This window comes from Mycobacterium sp. UM_11, from assembly GCF_001414075.1.
Lineage (GTDB): Bacteria > Actinomycetota > Actinomycetes > Mycobacteriales > Mycobacteriaceae > Mycobacterium.
In genome coordinates, this window is the sequence record NZ_LATC01000055.1 from 1 (window position 1) to 18,530 (window position 18,530).

The 18,530-nt window shown below is 68.5% G+C and carries 24 protein-coding genes and 1 tRNA gene; 18 read left to right on the forward strand and 7 right to left on the reverse strand.

Going from position 1 to position 18,530, the window contains the following annotated elements; translation table 11 throughout:
- Together WU80_RS14945 and WU80_RS14950 are read right to left on the reverse strand one after the other, a co-directional pair.
- On the reverse strand, positions 1–394 hold a 394-nt coding region (locus WU80_RS14945), incomplete at its 3' end, for a phosphotransferase (RefSeq protein WP_156371791.1).
- A 56-nt stretch (positions 395–450) separates the two neighbouring features.
- A complete protein-coding gene (locus WU80_RS14950; protein WP_055403545.1) occupies positions 451–1,104 on the reverse strand; it encodes a class I SAM-dependent methyltransferase in 654 nt (217 codons plus the stop codon).
- A gap of 81 nt (positions 1,105–1,185) precedes the next feature.
- Here WU80_RS14950 and WU80_RS14955 point away from each other — a divergent pair, with 81 nt between their 5' ends.
- Positions 1,186–1,794 carry a histidine phosphatase family protein gene (locus tag WU80_RS14955; RefSeq protein WP_055403544.1) on the forward strand — a complete coding sequence of 203 codons (609 nt, stop codon included), beginning with the start codon at positions 1,186–1,188 and terminating at the stop codon, positions 1,792–1,794.
- Positions 1,795–1,803: 9 nt separating this feature from the next.
- Positions 1,804–2,850, forward strand: a complete 1,047-nt coding sequence (locus WU80_RS14960; RefSeq protein WP_055403543.1) for a phosphotransferase family protein — start codon at positions 1,804–1,806, stop codon at positions 2,848–2,850.
- Here WU80_RS14960 and WU80_RS14965 read toward each other — a convergent pair.
- Positions 2,847–3,203, reverse strand: coding sequence for a lipopolysaccharide assembly LapA domain-containing protein (locus WU80_RS14965; protein WP_055403542.1), 357 nt, complete (start codon positions 3,201–3,203; stop codon positions 2,847–2,849). The genes WU80_RS14960 and WU80_RS14965 overlap by 4 nt on opposite strands.
- A gap of 100 nt (positions 3,204–3,303) precedes the next feature.
- Here WU80_RS14965 and WU80_RS14970 point away from each other — a divergent pair, with 100 nt between their 5' ends.
- Genes WU80_RS14970 through WU80_RS14990 form a run of 5 tightly spaced genes read left to right on the forward strand, consistent with a single transcriptional unit; the run spans position 3,304 to position 7,336 of the window.
- Positions 3,304–4,251, forward strand: coding sequence for an ABC transporter substrate-binding protein (locus WU80_RS14970; RefSeq protein ID WP_055403541.1), 948 nt, complete (start codon positions 3,304–3,306; stop codon positions 4,249–4,251).
- On the forward strand, positions 4,248–5,336 hold the full coding sequence (locus WU80_RS14975) for an ABC transporter ATP-binding protein (RefSeq protein WP_055403540.1): 1,089 nt from the start codon (positions 4,248–4,250) through the stop codon (positions 5,334–5,336). Before WU80_RS14970 ends, WU80_RS14975 begins: the two co-directional genes overlap by 4 nt.
- Positions 5,337–5,339: 3 nt before the next feature.
- Positions 5,340–6,026: an ABC transporter permease gene (locus WU80_RS14980; RefSeq protein WP_055403539.1), complete on the forward strand. Its 687-nt coding sequence runs from the start codon at positions 5,340–5,342 to the stop codon at positions 6,024–6,026.
- Positions 6,023–6,736, forward strand: coding sequence for an ABC transporter permease (locus WU80_RS14985; RefSeq protein WP_055403538.1), 714 nt, complete (start codon positions 6,023–6,025; stop codon positions 6,734–6,736). The genes WU80_RS14980 and WU80_RS14985 overlap by 4 nt, the downstream gene beginning before the upstream one ends.
- A 45-nt stretch (positions 6,737–6,781) precedes the next feature.
- A complete protein-coding gene (locus WU80_RS14990; protein WP_082459870.1) occupies positions 6,782–7,336 on the forward strand; it encodes a putative glycolipid-binding domain-containing protein in 555 nt (184 codons plus the stop codon).
- On the opposite strand, the gene WU80_RS14995 is transcribed toward WU80_RS14990, so the two are convergent.
- Complete coding sequence (locus WU80_RS14995; RefSeq protein ID WP_197281257.1) at positions 7,299–8,243, reverse strand: prephenate dehydrogenase; 945 nt, start codon at positions 8,241–8,243, stop codon at positions 7,299–7,301. The two genes, WU80_RS14990 and WU80_RS14995, sit on opposite strands and share 38 nt — an antisense overlap.
- A gap of 142 nt (positions 8,244–8,385) precedes the next feature.
- Here WU80_RS14995 and WU80_RS15000 point away from each other — a divergent pair, with 142 nt between their 5' ends.
- The 3 genes from WU80_RS15000 (at position 8,386) to WU80_RS15010 (ending at position 9,487) form a co-directional block, all read left to right on the forward strand.
- Entirely contained in the window at positions 8,386–8,910 is a 525-nt protein-coding gene (locus WU80_RS15000; RefSeq protein ID WP_055403535.1) for a tRNA adenosine deaminase-associated protein, read from the forward strand.
- Positions 8,910–9,368 carry a nucleoside deaminase gene (locus tag WU80_RS15005; RefSeq protein WP_055403552.1) on the forward strand — a complete coding sequence of 153 codons (459 nt, stop codon included), beginning with the start codon at positions 8,910–8,912 and terminating at the stop codon, positions 9,366–9,368. The genes WU80_RS15000 and WU80_RS15005 overlap by 1 nt, the downstream gene beginning before the upstream one ends.
- A gap of 29 nt (positions 9,369–9,397) precedes the next feature.
- Positions 9,398–9,487: transfer RNA gene (locus WU80_RS15010), tRNA-Ser, on the forward strand.
- Positions 9,488–9,526: 39 nt separating this feature from the next.
- Here WU80_RS15010 and mtf2 read toward each other — a convergent pair.
- Positions 9,527–10,366, reverse strand: coding sequence for a fatty-acid O-methyltransferase Mtf2 (mtf2, locus tag WU80_RS15015; RefSeq protein ID WP_082459868.1), 840 nt, complete (start codon positions 10,364–10,366; stop codon positions 9,527–9,529).
- A 157-nt stretch (positions 10,367–10,523) separates the two neighbouring features.
- Here mtf2 and WU80_RS15020 point away from each other — a divergent pair, with 157 nt between their 5' ends.
- Positions 10,524–11,003: a CAP domain-containing protein gene (locus tag WU80_RS15020; RefSeq protein WP_197281256.1), complete on the forward strand. Its 480-nt coding sequence runs from the start codon at positions 10,524–10,526 to the stop codon at positions 11,001–11,003.
- A 27-nt stretch (positions 11,004–11,030) separates the two neighbouring features.
- Here the strand turns inward: WU80_RS15020 and WU80_RS15025 are convergent, their stop codons facing one another.
- Positions 11,031–12,164 (reverse strand): 1,4-beta-xylanase, encoded by a 1,134-nt coding sequence (locus tag WU80_RS15025; RefSeq protein WP_055403534.1) that lies wholly within the window; start codon positions 12,162–12,164, stop codon positions 11,031–11,033.
- 116 nt (positions 12,165–12,280) lie between these two features.
- Positions 12,281–12,709: a TM2 domain-containing protein gene (locus WU80_RS15030; protein ID WP_055403533.1), complete on the reverse strand. Its 429-nt coding sequence runs from the start codon at positions 12,707–12,709 to the stop codon at positions 12,281–12,283.
- A gap of 129 nt (positions 12,710–12,838) precedes the next feature.
- On the opposite strand from WU80_RS15030, the gene WU80_RS15035 reads away from it, so the two are divergent.
- From WU80_RS15035 to WU80_RS15065, 7 genes are all read left to right on the forward strand, one after another.
- Positions 12,839–13,171 (forward strand): PE domain-containing protein, encoded by a 333-nt coding sequence (locus WU80_RS15035; protein ID WP_055403549.1) that lies wholly within the window; start codon positions 12,839–12,841, stop codon positions 13,169–13,171.
- 86 nt (positions 13,172–13,257) lie between these two features.
- Complete coding sequence (locus WU80_RS15040; RefSeq protein ID WP_055403532.1) at positions 13,258–13,644, forward strand: DUF2237 family protein; 387 nt, start codon at positions 13,258–13,260, stop codon at positions 13,642–13,644.
- A gap of 71 nt (positions 13,645–13,715) precedes the next feature.
- Entirely contained in the window at positions 13,716–14,978 is a 1,263-nt protein-coding gene (locus tag WU80_RS15045; protein ID WP_055403531.1) for a sulfotransferase, read from the forward strand.
- Positions 14,979–14,996: 18 nt separating this feature from the next.
- Positions 14,997–16,238 carry an MBL fold metallo-hydrolase gene (locus WU80_RS15050; RefSeq protein WP_055403530.1) on the forward strand — a complete coding sequence of 414 codons (1,242 nt, stop codon included), beginning with the start codon at positions 14,997–14,999 and terminating at the stop codon, positions 16,236–16,238.
- Positions 16,235–16,984 (forward strand): SDR family NAD(P)-dependent oxidoreductase, encoded by a 750-nt coding sequence (locus tag WU80_RS15055; RefSeq protein WP_055403529.1) that lies wholly within the window; start codon positions 16,235–16,237, stop codon positions 16,982–16,984. Before WU80_RS15050 ends, WU80_RS15055 begins: the two co-directional genes overlap by 4 nt.
- A 15-nt stretch (positions 16,985–16,999) precedes the next feature.
- Positions 17,000–17,479, forward strand: a complete 480-nt coding sequence (locus WU80_RS15060; RefSeq protein WP_055403528.1) for a VOC family protein — start codon at positions 17,000–17,002, stop codon at positions 17,477–17,479.
- A gap of 1 nt (position 17,480) precedes the next feature.
- Entirely contained in the window at positions 17,481–18,446 is a 966-nt protein-coding gene (locus WU80_RS15065) for an LLM class flavin-dependent oxidoreductase (protein ID WP_055403527.1), read from the forward strand.
- Positions 18,447–18,530 lie beyond the last annotated feature (84 nt).

Below are 18,530 nucleotides of genomic sequence, written 5' to 3' on the forward strand. Positions count from 1 at the left end.
ATGTGTATAAGAGACAGGTGTCGAACGGCGGTTGCCAGCCCCCGTCCATCGGGCTCCACCCGTCGATGGCCTGCATGACGTAGAACGGCATGCCGAGCACGGTGCCGGTGTCGTCGGCGGCGATCAGCGCCGCGTGCGGGACGTCGGTGCCGGACAGCGCGCGCACCAAGCGGATCTCGCGCAGCAGGCCGTCGATGCGGGCGGCGTCCGCGCGGGCGCCGGGCATCCGCAACACCATCCGCTCGCCGCCGCGGTCGAGCAGGTACAGCGTGTTCTGCGAGCCGCCCTTCAGCTGCTCCAGCCGCGGTGGTTCACCGTTTCCCGGGGCGCCGTTGGAGTCCAGCCAGCGGCCAAGCACACCCGCGTCCAGTTGGGTCTGACCTACCGTCGTCATCCGCACACCCCACTCTCTGTGCGGAGAATAGCATTCTCCTACGCGGACGGGCCGGATCAGCCCGGCTTGTGGGCGCTGAGCAGAAAGCCCGACGCCATGAAGTGGCCTTCGCCGTCGTGTTCCAGGTGTGGCAGCGGGTAGTCGGGCGACGCATTGCCGTAGACCTTGGCCGGCCGCAGATCGTCGACCCGCCACAGCTCCGACACGGCGTCACGCAACTCGGCTTCGGCGAAGCCGCGCGGGCCGCCCTGACTCGCGTCGCCGAGCGCGCCGGTGGCGAAGGCCAGGATGTACAGCGCCGCGCCGGGGGCGGCCGCCCGGAAGATCGACTGCAGGTAATCCTGGCGCCGTTCCGGCGGCAGCGCGTGCAGCAGCCCGCTGTCCAGGACGGTCGAGAAGCGGTCGTCATAGCCGCGGAAGTTGGTGACGTCGGCTTGGGCGAAAGTCGCTGTGGTCAGCCCCCGTTCCGCGGCCGCGGCGGCCGCGGCCTCGATGGCTGTGGCGCTGGCGTCCAGGCCTACCACGGTGTGGCCCCGCTCGGCGAGGGCCAGCGACAGGGCGGCGTGGCCGCAGCCCGCGTCCAGCACGTCGCTGCGGATCTTGCCCTGGTCGATCAGCGCCGCCAGCTCGGGCTGCGGCCGGCCGATGCTCCACGGCGGCGGGGTTTCCTGCCGGTATGCGGCGTCCCAATCCATGCTCGGCCCGGTCATTCGTCCTCCTCGCGATCGGCCATCCCCTGAGCCCTATTCTGCGGGGGCCCCTTGCGTCGAATCACAGACGGGAACGAACACATGCAATTGCTTCTGGTCCGGCACGCGCTGCCGCTGCGCAGCGAACACGGCGAGGGCTCCGACCCGGACCTGTCGGACGAGGGATTGGCGCAGACCGAGCGACTGCCCAAGGCGCTGGACCGGTTTCCCATTTCCCGGGTGGTGAGCAGCCCGCAGCGGCGCGCGATCCAGACCGCCGAACCGGTGGCGGCGGCGCGGGGGCTCGCCGTCGAGATCGACGACCGGTTCGCCGAATACGATCGCGACCTTCCGCTGTACATCCCGGTCGAGCAGATCCGCCAGGAGATGCCCGAAGAGTGGGCGCGCCTGGCCCAGGGGCATCTGCCCAGCGCGGTCGACGAGGACGCGTTTCTCGCCCGGGTGCGCGCGGCGGTCGACGATCTCGTCGCCTCCGCCGACCCCGAGGACACCGTCGCGGTGTTCAGCCACGGCGGCGTGATCAACGTGCTGTTGCATCAGATCCTGGGGACGGCCCGGCTGTTGTCGTTTCCCGTCGACTACGCGTCGGTGACCCGGCTGTTGTTCTCGCGATCGGGTCAAGCGACGGTGGCGGGCGTGAACGGAGTCGAGCACGTGTGGGACCTGCTGCCGCGAAATCAAAGGTGGTAAACAAGTCCGGTGACTTCAGCTGACCAACTCGAGGGTCTCGACCTGGCCTCGCTGGACTCCTATCTGCGTTCGCTGGGCATCGGACGCGCCGGCGAGCTGCGCGCGGACTTCATCTCCGGTGGCCGCTCCAACCTGACGTTCCGGGTCTACGACGACGCGACCAGCTGGCTGGTACGCCGCCCGCCGCTGCACGGGCTGACCCCGTCGGCGCACGACATGGCCCGTGAGTACCGGGTGGTCGCGGCGCTGCGCGACACCCCCGTCCCGGTGGCGCGCGCGATCGCGCTGTGCGAGGACGACGCGGTGCTGGGGGCGCCGTTCCAGATCGTCGAGTTCGTCGCCGGGCAGGTGGTGCGCCGGCGCGCCCAGCTGGAAGCCTTCAGCCACACCGTCATCGGGGGCTGCGTCGACTCGCTGATCCGGGTCCTGGTCGATTTGCACAGCGTGGATCCCGAGGCCGTGGGCCTGGCCGATTTCGGCAAGCCCAGCGGTTTCCTGGAGCGCCAGGTGCGGCGGTGGGGGTCGCAGTGGGCGTTGGTGCGGCTGCCCGACGACCGCCGCGACGCCGACGTCGAGCGCCTGCATTCCGGTCTGCAGCAAGCGATTCCCCAGCAAAGCCGCACGTCGATCGTGCACGGCGACTACCGGATCGACAACACCATCCTGGACGCCGACGACCCGACGAAGGTCCGCGCCGTCGTCGACTGGGAGCTGTCCACCCTCGGGGACCCGCTGTCCGACGCGGCGCTGATGTGCGTCTACCGCGACCCGGCGCTGGACCTGATCGTCAACGCACAAGCCGCGTGGACGTCGCCGCTGCTGCCGACGGCCGACGAGCTGGCCGACCGTTATTCACTGGTCGCCGGTTTGCCATTGGCGCATTGGGAGTTCTACATGGCGCTGGCGTACTTCAAGCTCGCGATCATCGCCGCCGGCATCGACTTCCGCCGGCGGATGTCGGACCAGGCGCGCGGACTGGACTCCGATCACATGCCGGAGGTCGTCGCGCCGCTGATTTCCCGGGGGCTCGCGGAGCTGGCCAAGCTGCCCGGCTAGGCCCCCTGGCGCGACGCCGCGTGGTGCTTCTTGGCGGCGCGGCGCAGCTGCAGGATGCGCGCCGTGCCGACGGCGACCGTGATCAGGCCGCCGACCACCGCCGCCAGCAGGATGGCCACCCCCAGCGGCAGGCTCCAGTGCCAGCCCAAGAACTGGAACGGCGTCGACGTCGTGTTCTGGGTGATGAAAATCAGCAGCAGGATCAAGATCAGGAAGCCGGCGATCAGGGCCGACCACAGCGCACCGGCGCGGGTGAACCCGATGGCCGGTTCCCTGGGTGTCGCACCCGTCGAGGGCGTCGCTGCGTGCTCGCGATGCGGCTGGCTGGGCGAGTCAGGGCCGGGGCTGCTCATAGTGCCATCTTTGTCCCATCCGGCACAGAATGAAACCAAACCGCGCAACCGGCCCGGCGCGCCCCCGCACCGCCGCGATTCTGGCGTTACTGTCGGCGGTATGGGGATGACGTCGCGCGCGCACCGCGCGATCATCCAGGCGGCGGTATGGCTGACGGCGATCTGCGTGCTCGCGGCGTGCAGCAACTCCGACCCGCTGGGCGCCGAGGTCGGCAGCCCCAAATCCATCGTCGTGGGGTCCGGCGACTTCCCGGAGTCGCAAATCATCGCCGAGATCTACGCACAAGCGTTGCAGGCCAACGGGTTCGAGGTGGGCCGGCGGATGGGCATCGGCAGCCGGGAAACCTATATCCCCGCGCTCAAAGACCACTCGATCGACCTGGTGCCGGAGTACATCGGCAACCTGCTGCTCTACTTCGCACCCCAGTCGACGGCGACCATGCTCGACGCCGTCGAGCTGGAGCTCGACCGCAGGCTGCCCGGCGACCTGTCGATCCTGACCCCGTCGCCGGCCACCGACACCGACACCGTGACCGTGAGCTCCGCAACCGCTAATGCGTGGAAGCTGAAGACAATCGCCGACCTGGCGGCACATTCGGACGACGTGCGGTTCGGGGCGCCCTCGGCGTTCGCGACCCGGCCGGCCGGCCTGCCGGGGCTGCGGCAGAAGTACGGACTCGACATCCGGCCGGGCAACTTCGTCGCCATCAACGACGGCGGCGGCGCCGTCACGGTGCGCGCGCTGGTGGAGGGAAGGGTCAACGCCGCGAACATCTTCACGACGTCCCCCGCGATCCCGCAGAACCAACTGGTGGTGCTCGACGATCCCGAGCACAACTTCCTGGCCGGCAACATTGTGCCGCTGGTCAATTCGCAGAAGAAGTCGGACCGCCTCAAGGAGGTGCTGGACGCCGTGTCGGCGAAGCTGACCACCCCCGGGGTGGCCGGACTCAACGCCGCCGTGGCCGGAAACTCTGGCATCGACCCCGACGAGGCGGCACGGAACTGGCTGCGGGACAACGGCTTCAACCATCCGGCCGGCCGATGATCGTCTTCGACAACGTCACCAAGGCCTTTCCCGACGGCACCACCGCGGTGGACCAGCTCAGCCTGGTGGTCCCCAACGGGAAGCTGACCGTATTCGTCGGCTCGTCCGGCAGCGGCAAGACCACCGCGCTGCGGATGGTCAACCGCATGATCGAACCGACGTCGGGCACCATCACCGTCGACGGGGTGGACGTGTCCACCCTGGACCCGGTGCGGCTGCGCCTGGGCATCGGCTACGTCATCCAGCATGCCGGCCTGATGCCGCACCTGCGGGTAATCGACAACGTCGCAACGGTTCCCGTGTTGAAGGGGCAGTCGCGAAGGGCGGCCCGCACGGCCGCCTACGAGGTGCTCGAACGGGTGGGCCTTGACACCAAGCTGGCCACCCGCTACCCCGCCCAGCTGTCCGGCGGTGAGCAACAACGCGTCGGGGTGGCGCGCGCGCTGGCCGCCGACCCGCCCATCATGTTGATGGACGAACCGTTCTCGGCCGTGGACCCGGTGGTGCGTGTCGAGCTGCAGAACGAAATCCTGCGTCTGCAAAGCGAATTGCACAAGACGATCGTGTTCGTCACCCACGACATCGACGAAGCGCTCAAACTGGCCGACCAGGTCGCGGTGTTCCGGTCCGGTTCGTTGCAGCAGTACGGCGAACCCGCCGAGGTGTTGTCGCGGCCGGCCAACGATTTCGTAGCCAGGTTCATCGGTCTCGGCCGCGGCTATCGATGGCTGCAACTCATCGACGCGGCCGGCTTGCCGCGGCACGACGTCACGCGCGTCCCGGCGGACGACCTCCCCGACGCACTCCCCGGTGGGTGGGCGGTCGTGGTGGACGCCGCCGGCATGCCGATCGGTTGGATCGACACCGACGGCCTGCGCCGGCACCGCGGCGGTGCGCCGTTGTCGGACAGCATGAGCGGCATCGGGTCGCTGTTTCGGCCCGGCGGCAATCTCAGCCACGCGCTGGACGCGGCGCTGTCGTCGCCGTCCGGGGTGGGCGTCGCCGTTGACGACGGCGGCCGGGTCATCGGTGGGGTGCTGGCCGGCGACGTGCTGGCCGCGGTGGAAGCCCAACGGCGGGGGTAAGCGATGCGTTACCTGCTCACCCACCTCGACGACGCCTGGGCGCTGCTCGTCGTCCACCTGCGGCTGTCGCTGGTGCCGGTGCTGATCGGCTTGGCGATCGCCGTCCCGCTGGGTGCGGCGGTGCGGCGGGCGCCCGTCGCCCGCCGGCTGACGACGGCAACCGCGAGCGTCGTGTTCACCATCCCGTCGCTGGCGCTGTTCGTCGTCCTGCCGATGATCATCGGCACCCGCATCCTCGACGAGGCCAACGTCATGGTGGCCCTGACGGCCTACACCGCGGCGCTGCTGGTGCGGGCGGTCCTCGAGGCGCTGGACGCGGTACCGGCGCAGGTGCGCGACGCCGCTACCGCGGTCGGCTACCCGCCGATCACCCGGATGCTGAAAGTCGAACTGCCGCTGTCGATTCCGGTGCTGGTGGCCGGGCTGCGGGTGGTGGTGGTCACCAACATCGCGATGGTGTCGGTGGGCTCGGTGATCGGCATCGGCGGCCTGGGCACCTGGTTCACCGAGGGCTACCAGACCAACAAGAGCGATCAGATCCTCGCCGGCATCATCGCGCTGTTCGTGCTCGCGGTCGTCATCGACGCGCTGCTCGTGGTCGCCGGGAGGCTGGTCACGCCATGGGAACGCGCCGCCCGCGCCCCGCGTCGGCGCTCGGTGGTGGCCCCGATCGTGGGCGGCGCGCGATGAACTTCGTGCAGCACGCCATTTCCTACCTGTTGACCGCCGGCAACTGGACCGGACCGGTCGGGCTCGCCGCGCGCGTCTTGGAGCACCTGGAGTACACGACCATCGCGGTGGGCGCCTCGGCGCTGATCGCCGTCCCCGCCGGGCTCGTCATCGGGCACACCGGGCGCGGCACGCTGCTGGTCGTTGGCGCGGTCAACGGGTTACGCGCCCTGCCGACGCTGGGCGTGCTGCTGCTCGGGACGCTGCTGTTCGGGCTCGGGATGGGGCCGCCACTGGTCGCCCTGATGCTGCTGGGTGTCCCGGCGCTGCTGGCCGGCACCTATGCGGGAATCGCCAACGTCGACCCGACCGTGGTCGACGCCGCCCGCGCGATGGGCATGACGGAGGTCCAGGTGCTGCTGGTGGAGGCGCGCAACGCGCTGCCGTTGATCCTGGGCGGGTTGCGCAGCGCCACGCTGCAGGTGGTCGCCACCGCGACGGTCGCGGCCTACGGGAGTCTGGGCGGGCTGGGCAGGTACCTGATCGACGGGATCAAGGAGCGCGAGTTCCATCTGGCCCTGGTCGGCGCGTTGATGGTGGCCGTGTTGGCGCTGGCGCTCGACGGGCTGCTGGCGTTGGCGGTGTGGGCGTCGGCGCCGGGCACCGGTCGACTGCGCCACACTTATCGGACACTTCCCGCACGCTTCGCGGGCACGATTTACGGTAGATGAGTGAACGCAGATTCCCCTGATTCGACTCGGCGCGTGTGGCAGGCGATGCTCACCTGGCGTGCACAGGACGTATCGCGGATGGAATCGGTACGAATCCAGGTGTCCGGCAAGAGAATCAAGGCCAACGGCCGCATCGTCGCCGCGGCCACCGCCACCAACCCGGCGTTCGGCGCGTACTACGACCTGCAGACCGACGAGACCGGTGCCACCAAGCGGCTCGGCATGACCGTCACGCTCGCCGAACGGGAACGCGTGCTGTCCATCGCGCGTGACGAAGAGAACATGTGGCTGGTCACCGACCACCAGGGCGAGCACCGCGCCGGGTACAACGGCGCGCTCGATTGCGACGTGGTGTTCAGCCCGTTCTTCAACGCGCTGCCCATCCGGCGGCGCGGCCTACACGAGCAGGCGGAGTCGGTGACGCTGCCGGTGGTGTACGTCAACCTGCCCGACATGTCGATCACTCCGGACGTCGTGAGCTACACCAGCTCGGGCGGTCTCGAGGGCATCAAGCTGCGCTCCCCGGTCGCCGACACCACGGTCAGCGTCGACGAAGAGGGGTTCATCGTCGACTATCCAGGGTTGGCAGAGCGGATCTGATCACCCCGCCGGCCCGGCCGGCCGCGGCCAGCTCCTCACGCCAGTTTTCGGCGCCGATGACGACGTGGAAGATTTCGGATCGCGGGAAGCTGTCGTAGCGCGTCCGGGCGGCGTGGCCCGCCTCGACGAGTTCGGCCACCGAGTTGTTCTCCACCAGCGAATCGCGGGCCCGGCTCAACAGCTCGATGACCCGGTCCACGGCCGGTACCAGGTGATCCGCATTGCCCTCGGACATCGCCCGAACCAGGTCCGGGGCGGTGGCCGCCACCCGCGTCCCGTCGCGGAAGGACCCGGCGGCCAGCGCGAACGCCAGCGGGACCTCCCCGGCGATGACGGCCAGCGCCTCGGCGAGCAGGTGCGGCAGGTGCGAGATGGCGGCCGCCGCGGCGTCGTGGTCGTCCGACTTGGCCGGCACCACCACCGCGCCGCAGTCCAGCGCCAACGCCATCACCATCGACCACACCGCCGGATCGACGTGGTCGTCCACGCTGAGCACCCACGGCGCCCGGGTGAACAGCCCGGGGTGGCCGGCGGCCCAGCCGGAATGCGCTGTGCCCGTCATCGGGTGGCCGCCGACGAAGCGTTCCTGCAGACCGGCTGCGGCGACCTCGTCGAGCACCGCTTTTTTGACGCTGGTGACATCGGTCAGCGGGCAGGCCGGCGCGAGTTCGGCGATGTGGGCGAGCATGCCGGCCATCGCCGGCATGGGCACCGCGAGGACGATCAGCGCACCGGTGTCGGCGGCGCGGCTCAGCGTCGCGGTCAGGTCGGTGGTCGCGTCGAAACCGTCCGCGGCGGCTCCCTGTGCGCCCTCCACCGACCGGTTGTAGCCGAACACTTCCCGGCCCGCCACGGTGGCGGCGCGCATGATCGACCCTCCGATCAGGCCCAACCCGAGCACGCACACCGGTGTTTGAGAAGCAGGGCTAGCCACAGACCTAAGGTTGGCACAAACCGGTGGCGGCGGTGCGCCCAGATGTTGCCGCGCCGCCCGGTTCGCCTCGCGCCGTCTGGTCAGGGGGCCTGTTCTGCGACTACCGTAAGCGGCCATGGGAGCACAACGAGCCCCAGCCCAAGGGCTGTCCGCCGATACGCCGGACGGTTTCGGCGTCGCGGTCGTGCGCGAAGAGGGCCAGTGGCGGTGTTCTCCAATGGCCCGTAAATCGCTGCTGAGCCTCAAGGCCGCCGAGACCGAGCTGCGGGAATTGCGCAGCGCCGGCGCCGTGTTCGGGCTGCTCGACGTGGACGACGAATTTTTCGTGATCGTGCGCCCCGCGCCGTCCGGAACGCGGCTGCTGCTGTCGGACGCCACCGCCGCATTGGATTACGACATCGCCGCCGAGGTGCTGGAGAAGCTGGACGCCGACATCGACCCCGAGGACCTGGAGGATTCCGACCCCTTCGAGGAGGGCGACCTCGGCTTGCTGTCCGACATCGGCCTCCCCGAGGCGGTGCTGGGCGTCATCCTCGACGAGTCCGACGATCTGTACGCGGACGAGCAACTTGGCCGCATCGCGCGGGAGATGGGTTTCGCCGACCAGCTGTCGGCCGTGATCGACCGCATCGGTCGGTGATCGCAAGCGACGAGGATCTGATCCGCGCCGCGTTGGCGGTCGCCGCGACGGCGGGTCCCCGCGATGTGCCCATCGGCGCGGTGGTGGTCGGCGCCGACGGCACCGAGCTGGCCCGCGCGGTCAACGCCCGCGAAGCCCTGGGCGATCCCACCGCACACGCCGAGATCCTGGCCCTGCGCGCGGCGGCGGCCGCCCTCGGCGACGGCTGGCGGCTGGAGGGCGCCACGCTGGCCGTCACCGTCGAACCGTGCACCATGTGCGCCGGCGCGCTGGTCCTGGCCCGCGTCGGCCGACTGGTGTTCGGGGCGTGGGAGCCCAAGACGGGCGCGGTCGGGTCGCTGTGGGACGTGGTGCGCGATCGGCGGCTCAATCATCGGCCGCAAGTGCGCGGCGGGGTGCTCGCCGACGAGTGCGCCGCACCGCTGGAGGCCTTCTTCGCCCGCCAGCGATTGGGGTAAGCGGCCAACGGTTCGGTAAGCTGCTCGGCGGTGGCGTGTCCGAGCGGCCTAAGGAGCACGCCTCGAAAGCGTGTGACGGCTAACACCGTCCGAGGGTTCAAATCCCTCCGCCACCGCCAATAGAGTTTCAGCGGTCTCCCGCGGAAAGTGAGGCCGCCTCACGCCTTTTGGAAGCAGTACAGCCGGTACTCGGTGGGGCCGCCATCTTGCAGGCTTTGATGTGTCTTCCAAACCCGCTGGTAGCTGGGCACCAACGCAAAGCTGTGCGCGAATGCCGGCACGACGGCGTTCATCACGGCCACCCACCAGTGCGAGTTGTTCTCCATCCCGCGCGCGACCTCCGCATTGATCAGCCTCTGCGACAGCATCCGCATCGGCGCGTCAGCCAACTGCGCCTCCCAGGTGGCGATGCCCCCGGCGAATCGAAAGTCGGCGTACAGCAGGTGTCCGCCCGGGCGCAGCACGCGCGCCACCTCCGCGAGGAACTGAGGGAATTGGGCGTAGAGGTGTGAAGATTCGATGTTGATCACCGCGTCGAAGGATTCATCGGGGAAGGGCAGTTGCTCGGCGTCGCCTTCGACGAAGTTCAGGCCGGCCACTTGGTGCCGTTCTCGGCAGAACGCGATGCCCGCTGAGTTCAGATCCAGTCCGGTGTATGCGGCGGGGCGCAAGGCGCGGGTGAGGTAGGACGCCCCGCCGCCGTGGCCGCAACCGACCTCCAGGACGTGCTTACCGTTGAGATCAACCTGGGTTGCCGTGCGGTGATAGAGCTGGATGAAAAACCGGTTGTGCTCGTCGGACGGCGAAAGGGGAACGCCCATTGGCGGATCCTCTTCGTACCCATAGTTCAGGAAGACGACGTCGTCCGGGGCGAGCCGGTGGGTCAAATACCGGTACAGGATCTTCTTGTAGAACGCGCGAGCACACGTCTCGTACGTCTCGTTGGCCTTGCCGACGAGAACCCCCGAAAAGCCGCGCTCGTGGCTCTTGAGCGCCATGGGTGAAGCGTAGCCGCGGACGGCCACGCGGGGATTAAATCGCGCAATGTGGGATGACCCGGATCTCAGGTTCTCTCGCGGATTCTCGGCCATCGTTGGCCGAAGGTGGATAGCATCTACTCACAAACAATTGCAGAGCGCGCAGCAAGAGGCCCAGATGACGAAGAAAGTCGAGATCGTCGCCATATCCTGGCTCTGTTGTGCCCTGATTGCGCCGGCCGGCTCTCTGGCCGAATCTGTCGCGCGCGCAGACGATTTCGGTACGTCGCTGTACACCGGCGTCAACGGCCTTCGCCAGCCATGCGGCCCACTGCGCGACGACCCACGGTTGCGGGCGGCCGCGCAGCGGCATGCCGACGACATGCTGCACACCGGGTTGAGCGGCCATATCGGTTCGGATGGCTCCTCGCCGCAGATGCGCATCGCCGATGCCGGCTATGTCGGATCCCACGCCACGGGGGAGATCGTCTATTGGGGCACCGGGTCGGCCGCCAATCCCGCCCAGGCCCTGGACTCGTGGATGCAGAGCCCGCCACACCGAGGGCTCATCGTGAATTGCGCCTTCACCGCGAGCGGCTTCGCCACCGCATCCGATGGCAACAAGATGACCGCGGTGGGCGACTTCGCGGCTGTTTAAGCCCTTGGCGGTCAAGCTTTTTCGCTCTCAGGCCTGGGTGCCGGCCAGCTTCCGGGTCGTCAGCGCCTCGGTGTCCTGGAACGGCCGGCCGTCGGGCCGCAGCAGGTCGTGGAACCAGACCTTCGGGATCGCCGTGTAGGGGTGGTCCCACGATTCCCACGGAAAGTAGGTCTGCGTCTTGCCCGCGACCAGGCCCCAGTTGATGGCACCGACGTTGTGCCGCTTGGCCACCGGCAGGATTCCCTCCACCGTGCTGCCCCTAGGCCGGGCCATGTACTCGGTGCACAGGATCGGCCGCCCCAGCGGGGCAAGCTCGCCGATCCGATTCTCGAAGCCCGCGGGATCTGCGTAGGAATGGAAGGTGATCACGTCGGCGTTGGCCAGCTGAATGTCGCTAATTGCGCTGCGGCCCTGGGGTTGTCCCCAGTCACCACGCCACACGCCGCTGGTGAGCGGCTGACTCGGATCCACCGCGCGCGCCCAACGGAACACCTGGGGGAGCAGGTTGGCGACCAACTGATCCTTGTCGCTGCGCTCGACGTTGCGATACTGGCGCGCCGGGTTGTCGGGCTCGTTCCACAAGTCCCAACCGAGAACGCGGTCGTCACTGCGGAACTGGGTCAGCACCGCGGTGACGTAGTCGCGCATGACGCCGGCGTAGCGCGGATCGCCCAGCCGTTCGGCCCCGGGACTCTGCACCCAGCCGGAGTTGTGCACCCCGGGCGTCGGGGCCCGCTGCCGGCCCGCCTTGGGTGCGGGGTCCCAGCACGAGTCGAAGAAGACGAACAGCGGCTTGATGCGGTGGCGCGCGGCGATGTCGACGAACTGCGCCAGCCGCGTCTGGAATCCGCGCTGATCCTGGGCCCACAGCTGATCGTGCAGGAACACCCGTGCGGTGTTGTGCCCGTAGAACCTGGCCCAGCCCAGCTCGGCGTCGATGCGCCTGGGGTCGTAGGTGTCGGCCTGGAACATCTCGAGTTGGTTGATGGCGTTGGAGGTGATGTAGTTCGATCCGACGAGGAAACCTTGCGCCTGATACCAGCGGTTGGCGCGGTCGGCGGGCCACCGGCCCGCCTCCTCGGCGGAGGCGCGGGGCGCTCGCGCCAGCGCGGTGCCAGCCGCCAGGAAAAGTGGCAGCTTGAGGGCCGTTCGTCGTTGCACGATGTGACGATAAATTTTCCCGGCGATTTCCCCGGGATTTGCTCAGCGCGTCGCGCCAGCTTGACGTGGGAATTGTTATCGCCTCGTCACCCGGCGCCCATCGGAGCGGTTCCCCGCTAGCGCAATTTGCGGCCGTACTTGTCGGTGACGCTGCCGGTGAACATCATGATGGCGTCGACGATGCCCCAAATCATGCCGGCGAGCAGCACCGGGAAACCCACGAAGCAAAACAGCGTGAACAGAAACCCGAACAGGCCCAGACACAGCTGCGCGACGGCGATTTGAGTCGAGTCGAGGTAGAAGCGGCCGACGCCGAACACGCCGAAGAACAGCTGCAGCAGGCCGGCCGTCGAGGCCGACTTATCCGACAGCGGCTGGCCGGTGACGGGATCCCGCCCGTACGGCGCATGGGGATCGCCGTATCCCGGGTAGCTCCCGTACGGATAGCCGGGATAGGGCTGCTGCGGCGGAAACCCCGGAGGCGGCGGCCGCCAGCCTCCGGGCGGTTCGCCGGCCGGGTCTCCGGGCGGGTTCGGCGTCGACATTGGCCCGAGTTAACTCTCGTGCCGGCGCCGCGTCTACTTAGCGGTTTCTCAGCAAAAGTTTGGTACAGATATAGTTGCCTAGTGCTACTATCGCCACACGACATCATCGGATGTGTGGAGGAGGGGCCCGTGCAGGCATTCTCGTTCGACCCGGCCGCCGCCAGCATCGGGTCCGACGTTGTCCGCGGCGCCATGCAAGGCCTGCAGGCCGGTGTGACGGCGTCACCCTCGACCACCGCGTTGGTGCCCGCCGGGGCCGACGAGGTGTCGGCGCAGGCGGCTCTCGCTTTCGCCGCCGAGGCCACCGCCTTCTTGGCGCTGCACACGGCCGCCCAGGAAGAGCTGGTCCGAACGGGCACGGCGGTGGTCGACATCGCCCGGATGTACTCGGAGGTCGACGCCGCGGCGGCCGGCGGCGTGCTCGGCATCCGCCCGCCGGGCACCTACCGGATGGCCGGATAGGCGGCCGCCCGGGCGGGACAAATTCGCGCCCGCGGAGACGGCAAAGTTACTTCAAACTTCACCCCTGGGAGCGCGATACTGAAGGGGTGCCCGAGCGAAACGTGTTAGGCGGTCCCCTGGAACCGTGCGGCACAGAGCCACTGACCGGCTACTACCGCGACGGCTGTTGCTCCACGGGCACCGAGGATCTGGGCCGGCACACGATCTGCGCGGTCATGACGGCCGAATTCCTGGAGCACCAGCGCTCGATCGGCAACGACTTGCTGACGCCGGTGCCCGAATACCGCTTCCCCGGATTGCTGCCCGGCGATCGTTGGTGCGTCACGGCGCTGAACTGGCTTAGGGCGCACCAGGATGGCTGTGCCGCACCGGTGGTCCTGGCCTCGACACACGAGCGCACCCTCGAGGTGGTGCCCCTAGAGGCGTTGCAGGAACACAAGGTCGACGTGCCCGACGACTTGGCGAACCTGTAGGGACCACGGCGGATCCACGCCTGGCGCCTGTGTCATATTTCTCTTCGACGACGCGTCGAAAAGAGGATCCGGTGGGCTCTGCCGTGGACGACATCGACTTCGACGATCTGACCGCGCCCAAGCTCACCGACGTTCAACGCCAAATCCTGGAATTCACCGAGGCCAAAGCCGTCGACTTCGACGTCGACCGGATGTTCGGCGAGGCCGTCGAACAGGCGGGAGTCAATGACCTCGACGACGTCGACGGCTTCGGTGATCGGCTCACCGCGCACGTCGCCGCGATAGAAGGCGACGAGGGCCTGCGCCAGCTCACCCGATCCAGCCTGCGGCAACGCGTCGTGCGCTTGCTGCGCAACCGGTTGTCGCTGACCGAGCTCCTCAAGCGGTATCCCGAAATCGAAAGCATCGCGATCGAGAAGCCGTTCATCGTCGTGGGGATGCCCCGATCGGGCACCACCCACCTGGTGAATCTCATTGCCGCCGATCCCCGCCGCCGGGCGCTGCCGTACTGGGAGAGCCAGGAGCCCATCCCCGCCCGCGGGCAGGGGCCCGACATCGACGGGATCGACCCCCGTTACGCGCGAGCCAAATCCGAGCACGACGCGCTCATGGTCAGCGCCCCGGTGGTGGCCGCCATGCACGACCGGTTCCCGGAGGCGATCGAAGAGGAAGTCGAGCTCCTCGACCTCGATCTGGCCGGCTACGTCCTGGAATGGCATGCGCGCGTGCCGGACTGGCGCGACTACTATCTGAGCCTGGATCAGACCCGGCACTACGCATACCTGCGGAAAGTGCTGCAGGCGTTGACGTTTCTGCGGGGGCCGCGAACCTGGGTGCTGAAGAGCCCTCAGCACTGCGAACAACTCGGCCCGCTCATGGCGACGTTTCCCGATGCGACGGTGGCTTTCACCCACCGTGACCCCGTGGCGGTGATCCAATCGGCGATCACCATGATGGCCTACTCCGATCGGCTCCGCCGAACCAGCATCGACCCGGACTGGTTGCTGGACTACTGGAGCGACCGGGTGCGCCGGCTGCTCGGCGCATGCGTGCGCGACCGCGAGCTGGTGCCGGCAGAACGCAGCATCGACATCGGCTTCCACCACCTCAACGGCAACGAAATGGCAATCCTCGAACGGCTTTACGCGTGCGGCGGTGTCGAGTTGACCCCGAAGGCGCGCAAACGGTTCGAGAAATACCTCGACGGCAACCCCCGCGGCAAGCACGGCCGCATCCGCTACGACCTGCACCGGCACTTCGGCATCACGGCCGACGAGCTGCGGGCGCGATTCGACTTCTACTTCGACAAGTTCGACGTCCATGCCGAGACCTGACCGGAGGGCCACCCAGCGATGACTTTCGAACCGGTCTACCGCGGCCGGCCCGGCGCCGACGCCATGCGGCCCGCCGCTGCCGAACGGGCGGAGGAGATCGCGCCCGGGCTGTGGTGCTCGCCGGGGCTCTCGAATTCCTACCTGCTCACCACCAACGAGGGCCGGGTGATCGTCAACACCGGCATGGGTTTCGAGGGGCCGGTGCACCGCGCGAACTTCGACGCCGTCGACCCTTCGCCGGTGCGCTACATCATCTTCACCCAGGGTCATGTCGACCACGTCGGCGGTTTGGACAGCGTGCGCGACCCGGAGACAATCGTCGTCGCGCAAGCCAACTGGACGTTGTGGCGCGACGACAACGAACGTCTCATCCCATATCGCGCCAGCCGCAGCGCCTTCGCGTTCAAGGACACCCTGGCGGACGGCATCCAGGCGATCCAGCGGCGCCTGGGCGTCACCCGGTTGGCCGGCCAAAGCGTGCCCGTCGTCGACCTCGACTTCGAGGACAGCATGACCCTGTCGGTCGGCGGCCGGCGGATGGAACTGATCTCGGTACCCGGCGGCGAGACGACCGACTCCCTGGTGATCTGGTTACCGGATGAGCGGATCTGCCTGTGCGGCAACACCTTCGGCCCCTTGTTCGGCCACATTCCGAATCTGGTCACCATGCGCGGCGACCGGTACCGCGACGCCCTTGCCGCCATCGCGTCGGTGGAGCGCGTGCGCGACCTGCGGCCCGAACTCCTGGTCACCGGCCATTTCGGACCCATCGCGGGCGCCGAGCGCATCCATGCGGAACTGACCCGGCTGAGCGACGCGATCCGGTACGTCCACGACCGGACGGTCGAGGGGATGAACGCCGGCAAGGACGTGCGCACCCTGATGCGCGAGATCACCTTGCCCGCGGAATACGCAGTGGGGCAAGGCTATGGGAAGGTGTCCTGGGATGTGCGGGCCATCTGGGAGAACTACTCCGGCTGGTTTCACCATGAGTCCACGACCGAGCTGTATCCGGTCGGGTTCGACGCCGTGGCCGCCGACGTTGTCGAGCTGGCCGGGGCCGACGCCCTGCTGGTCCGGGCCCGCGAACACCTGGCCGGCGGCCGGCCGCTGCAGGCCATTCACCTCGCCGAGCTCGTGGGGTCCGACCACGCGGCGGCGCGCGCCGTGCTGCGGGAGGCCCACGAAGACCTGCTGGCCGCGAGCACCAATTTCTGGGAAAGCGCCTGGCTCACCAACCAGATAGCGAGGAACTCATGACGGCGAGCGTCAGCTTCGACTTCACCGGGACCACGGCCCTGATCACCGGCGGCACCAGCGGTATCGGGCACGCCACCGCGGTCCTGTTCCGCGATGCCGGGGCTCGTGTCGCCGTCACCGGGACCAAGCCGGCGGCGGCCGATTATCCGGCCGACCTGTCCGGCATGGAATACCACCAGCTACAGATCACCGAGCCCGGTTCGGTGGACGCGCTGGCCGAAAGGTTCACCGCCCTGGACGTGCTCGTCAACAACGCCGGTGCCAATTTCCCTGGCGGCCTTGACGAGTCGAAGCCCGACGGGTTCGAGGCGTCGGTCGCGCTGAACCTCACCGGGCCCTATCGGCTCACGATGGGCCTCTACCGCGCCCTGCGGGCCTCGACCGCGGCCGGTGGCGCCAGTGTGGTGAACCTGGCGTCGATGTCGGCGCTGCGGGCCGTCCCCCTGGTGCCCGGATACGGCGCCGCGAAGGCCGGGATCGTCTGCATCACCAGAAATCTCGCCGTCAAATGGGCGGCCAAGGGGATCCGGGTGAACGCGGTGGCGCCGGGCGCCGTCGACACCCCGATGACCGCGCCCATGCGCGGCTCGGACGAGTTGATGGAGTCGGAGCTGGCACACATCCCATTGCGCCGCTTCGGCACCGTCGGCGAGGTCGCACCGACGATCGCCTTCTTGTGCACCGAGCAGAGTAGCTACACCAGCGGCGCGGTGTTCGTTGTCGACGCCGCATCGGACTGCGTCTGAAATACGAGGAACGCCATGACATTAGCGCTTCGACCCGAGGACCTCTACCACACCGGCATCGTCGTGCCCGACCTCGGCGCGGCGATGGAACGCCTGAGCGCGCTGGCCGGCTACCGGTGGATCAGCCCGATGAGTTACACGCTGCCCTTCCGCACCGCGGAAGGCGTCCGGGAACTGACGTCGACCATCGTCTACTCCTTGCAAAGCCCGCACCTCGAGTTGGTGCAGGAAGTGCCGGGCAGCCCGTGGACGGCTGCCCCGGGCAACGCCGTGCACCACCTCGGCTACTTCAGCGACAACCTGGCCGAGAGCGGCCGGGCGCTCGAGGCCAACGGGTTCACCCTCGAGATGACCGCGGAGGTGCCCGGCGCCGATCTCGGCCTATTCGCGTACTACACGGACGATTCGGGCGCCCGCATCGAGATCGTCGACCGCTCGCTGTTTCCCGACTTTCCCGCATTCCTGCAGTCGATGACCGCGCCGGAGGAGGCGTGACGTGCTGCTGACGGTTCTGCGTTTCAACTTCGCCTCCCCGCACGGTGACCCGCGCACCCAGAGCGCGTTGCTCTCCGCGGCGTTGGAGCTGGCGCAATGGGGCGAGTCACACGGCATCACCTCCGTCAGCGTCGACGAGCACCACGCCACCGGCCACGGCTGGAGTTGCAATCCGATCATGGCGGCGGCGATGTTCCTCGCCCGCACCTCGACGCTGATCGCCAGCGTGGACTGCGCGCTCGGGCCGCTGTGGAATCCGGTGCGGCTCGCCGAGGACATCGCCCTGGTCGACAACATGAGCCGCGGCCGGCTGCACACCACGGTGGGCCTTGGCTACCGCACGGTCGAATACGACGCCATGGGAGCCGATTTCGCGCAGCGCGGCGCCCTGATGGACGCCCTGCTCGAGCGCATGCTGTCGGTGTGGTCCGGCGCCGACGCGGGAATCTGCACCGGCACCTGGACCCGGCCCCATCCACCGCTGTATGTCGGCGGCGGGGCGCGCGCCACGGCGCGGCGGGCGGCGCGATTCCGGCTGCCGCTCAGCCTGGCCGATCACCTGCCCGACATCGCCGCCTACTATCGCGAGCTCTGCGCCGAGGCGGGCATGACCCCGTTCATTCTGATGCCGGGGCCGGTCAACCGCGGGATGATCTACCTGCACGAGGACCCGGACCGGGCGTGGGCGGAACTCGGTGAGCACATCCTTTGGGAGGCGGTCACTTACGGCGGCTGGTCCACCGACCAACGGTCGCTTATGCATTTGCCCGGCGTGCAGTCGCTGGACGAGGTCCGGGCGTCCGGCAGGTACCGCTTCCTGACGCCCGACGAGTTGATCGCCGAAGTGCGCGACGCCGAGAACTACGGCCCCCTGGTGATGCATCCGCTCGTCGGTGGCATGCCCGTCGACGAAGCGTGGAGGTCGGTCCAGTTACTCACCGACAAGGTGCTGCCCGCGCTGGGCTGACTGCGCACCGAATCCAATCGACGCCGCGCACGTCAAGTCGGCGGAGCAGACCCTGGCGCGGGCCGCCTTGATCGACCCGAAGCT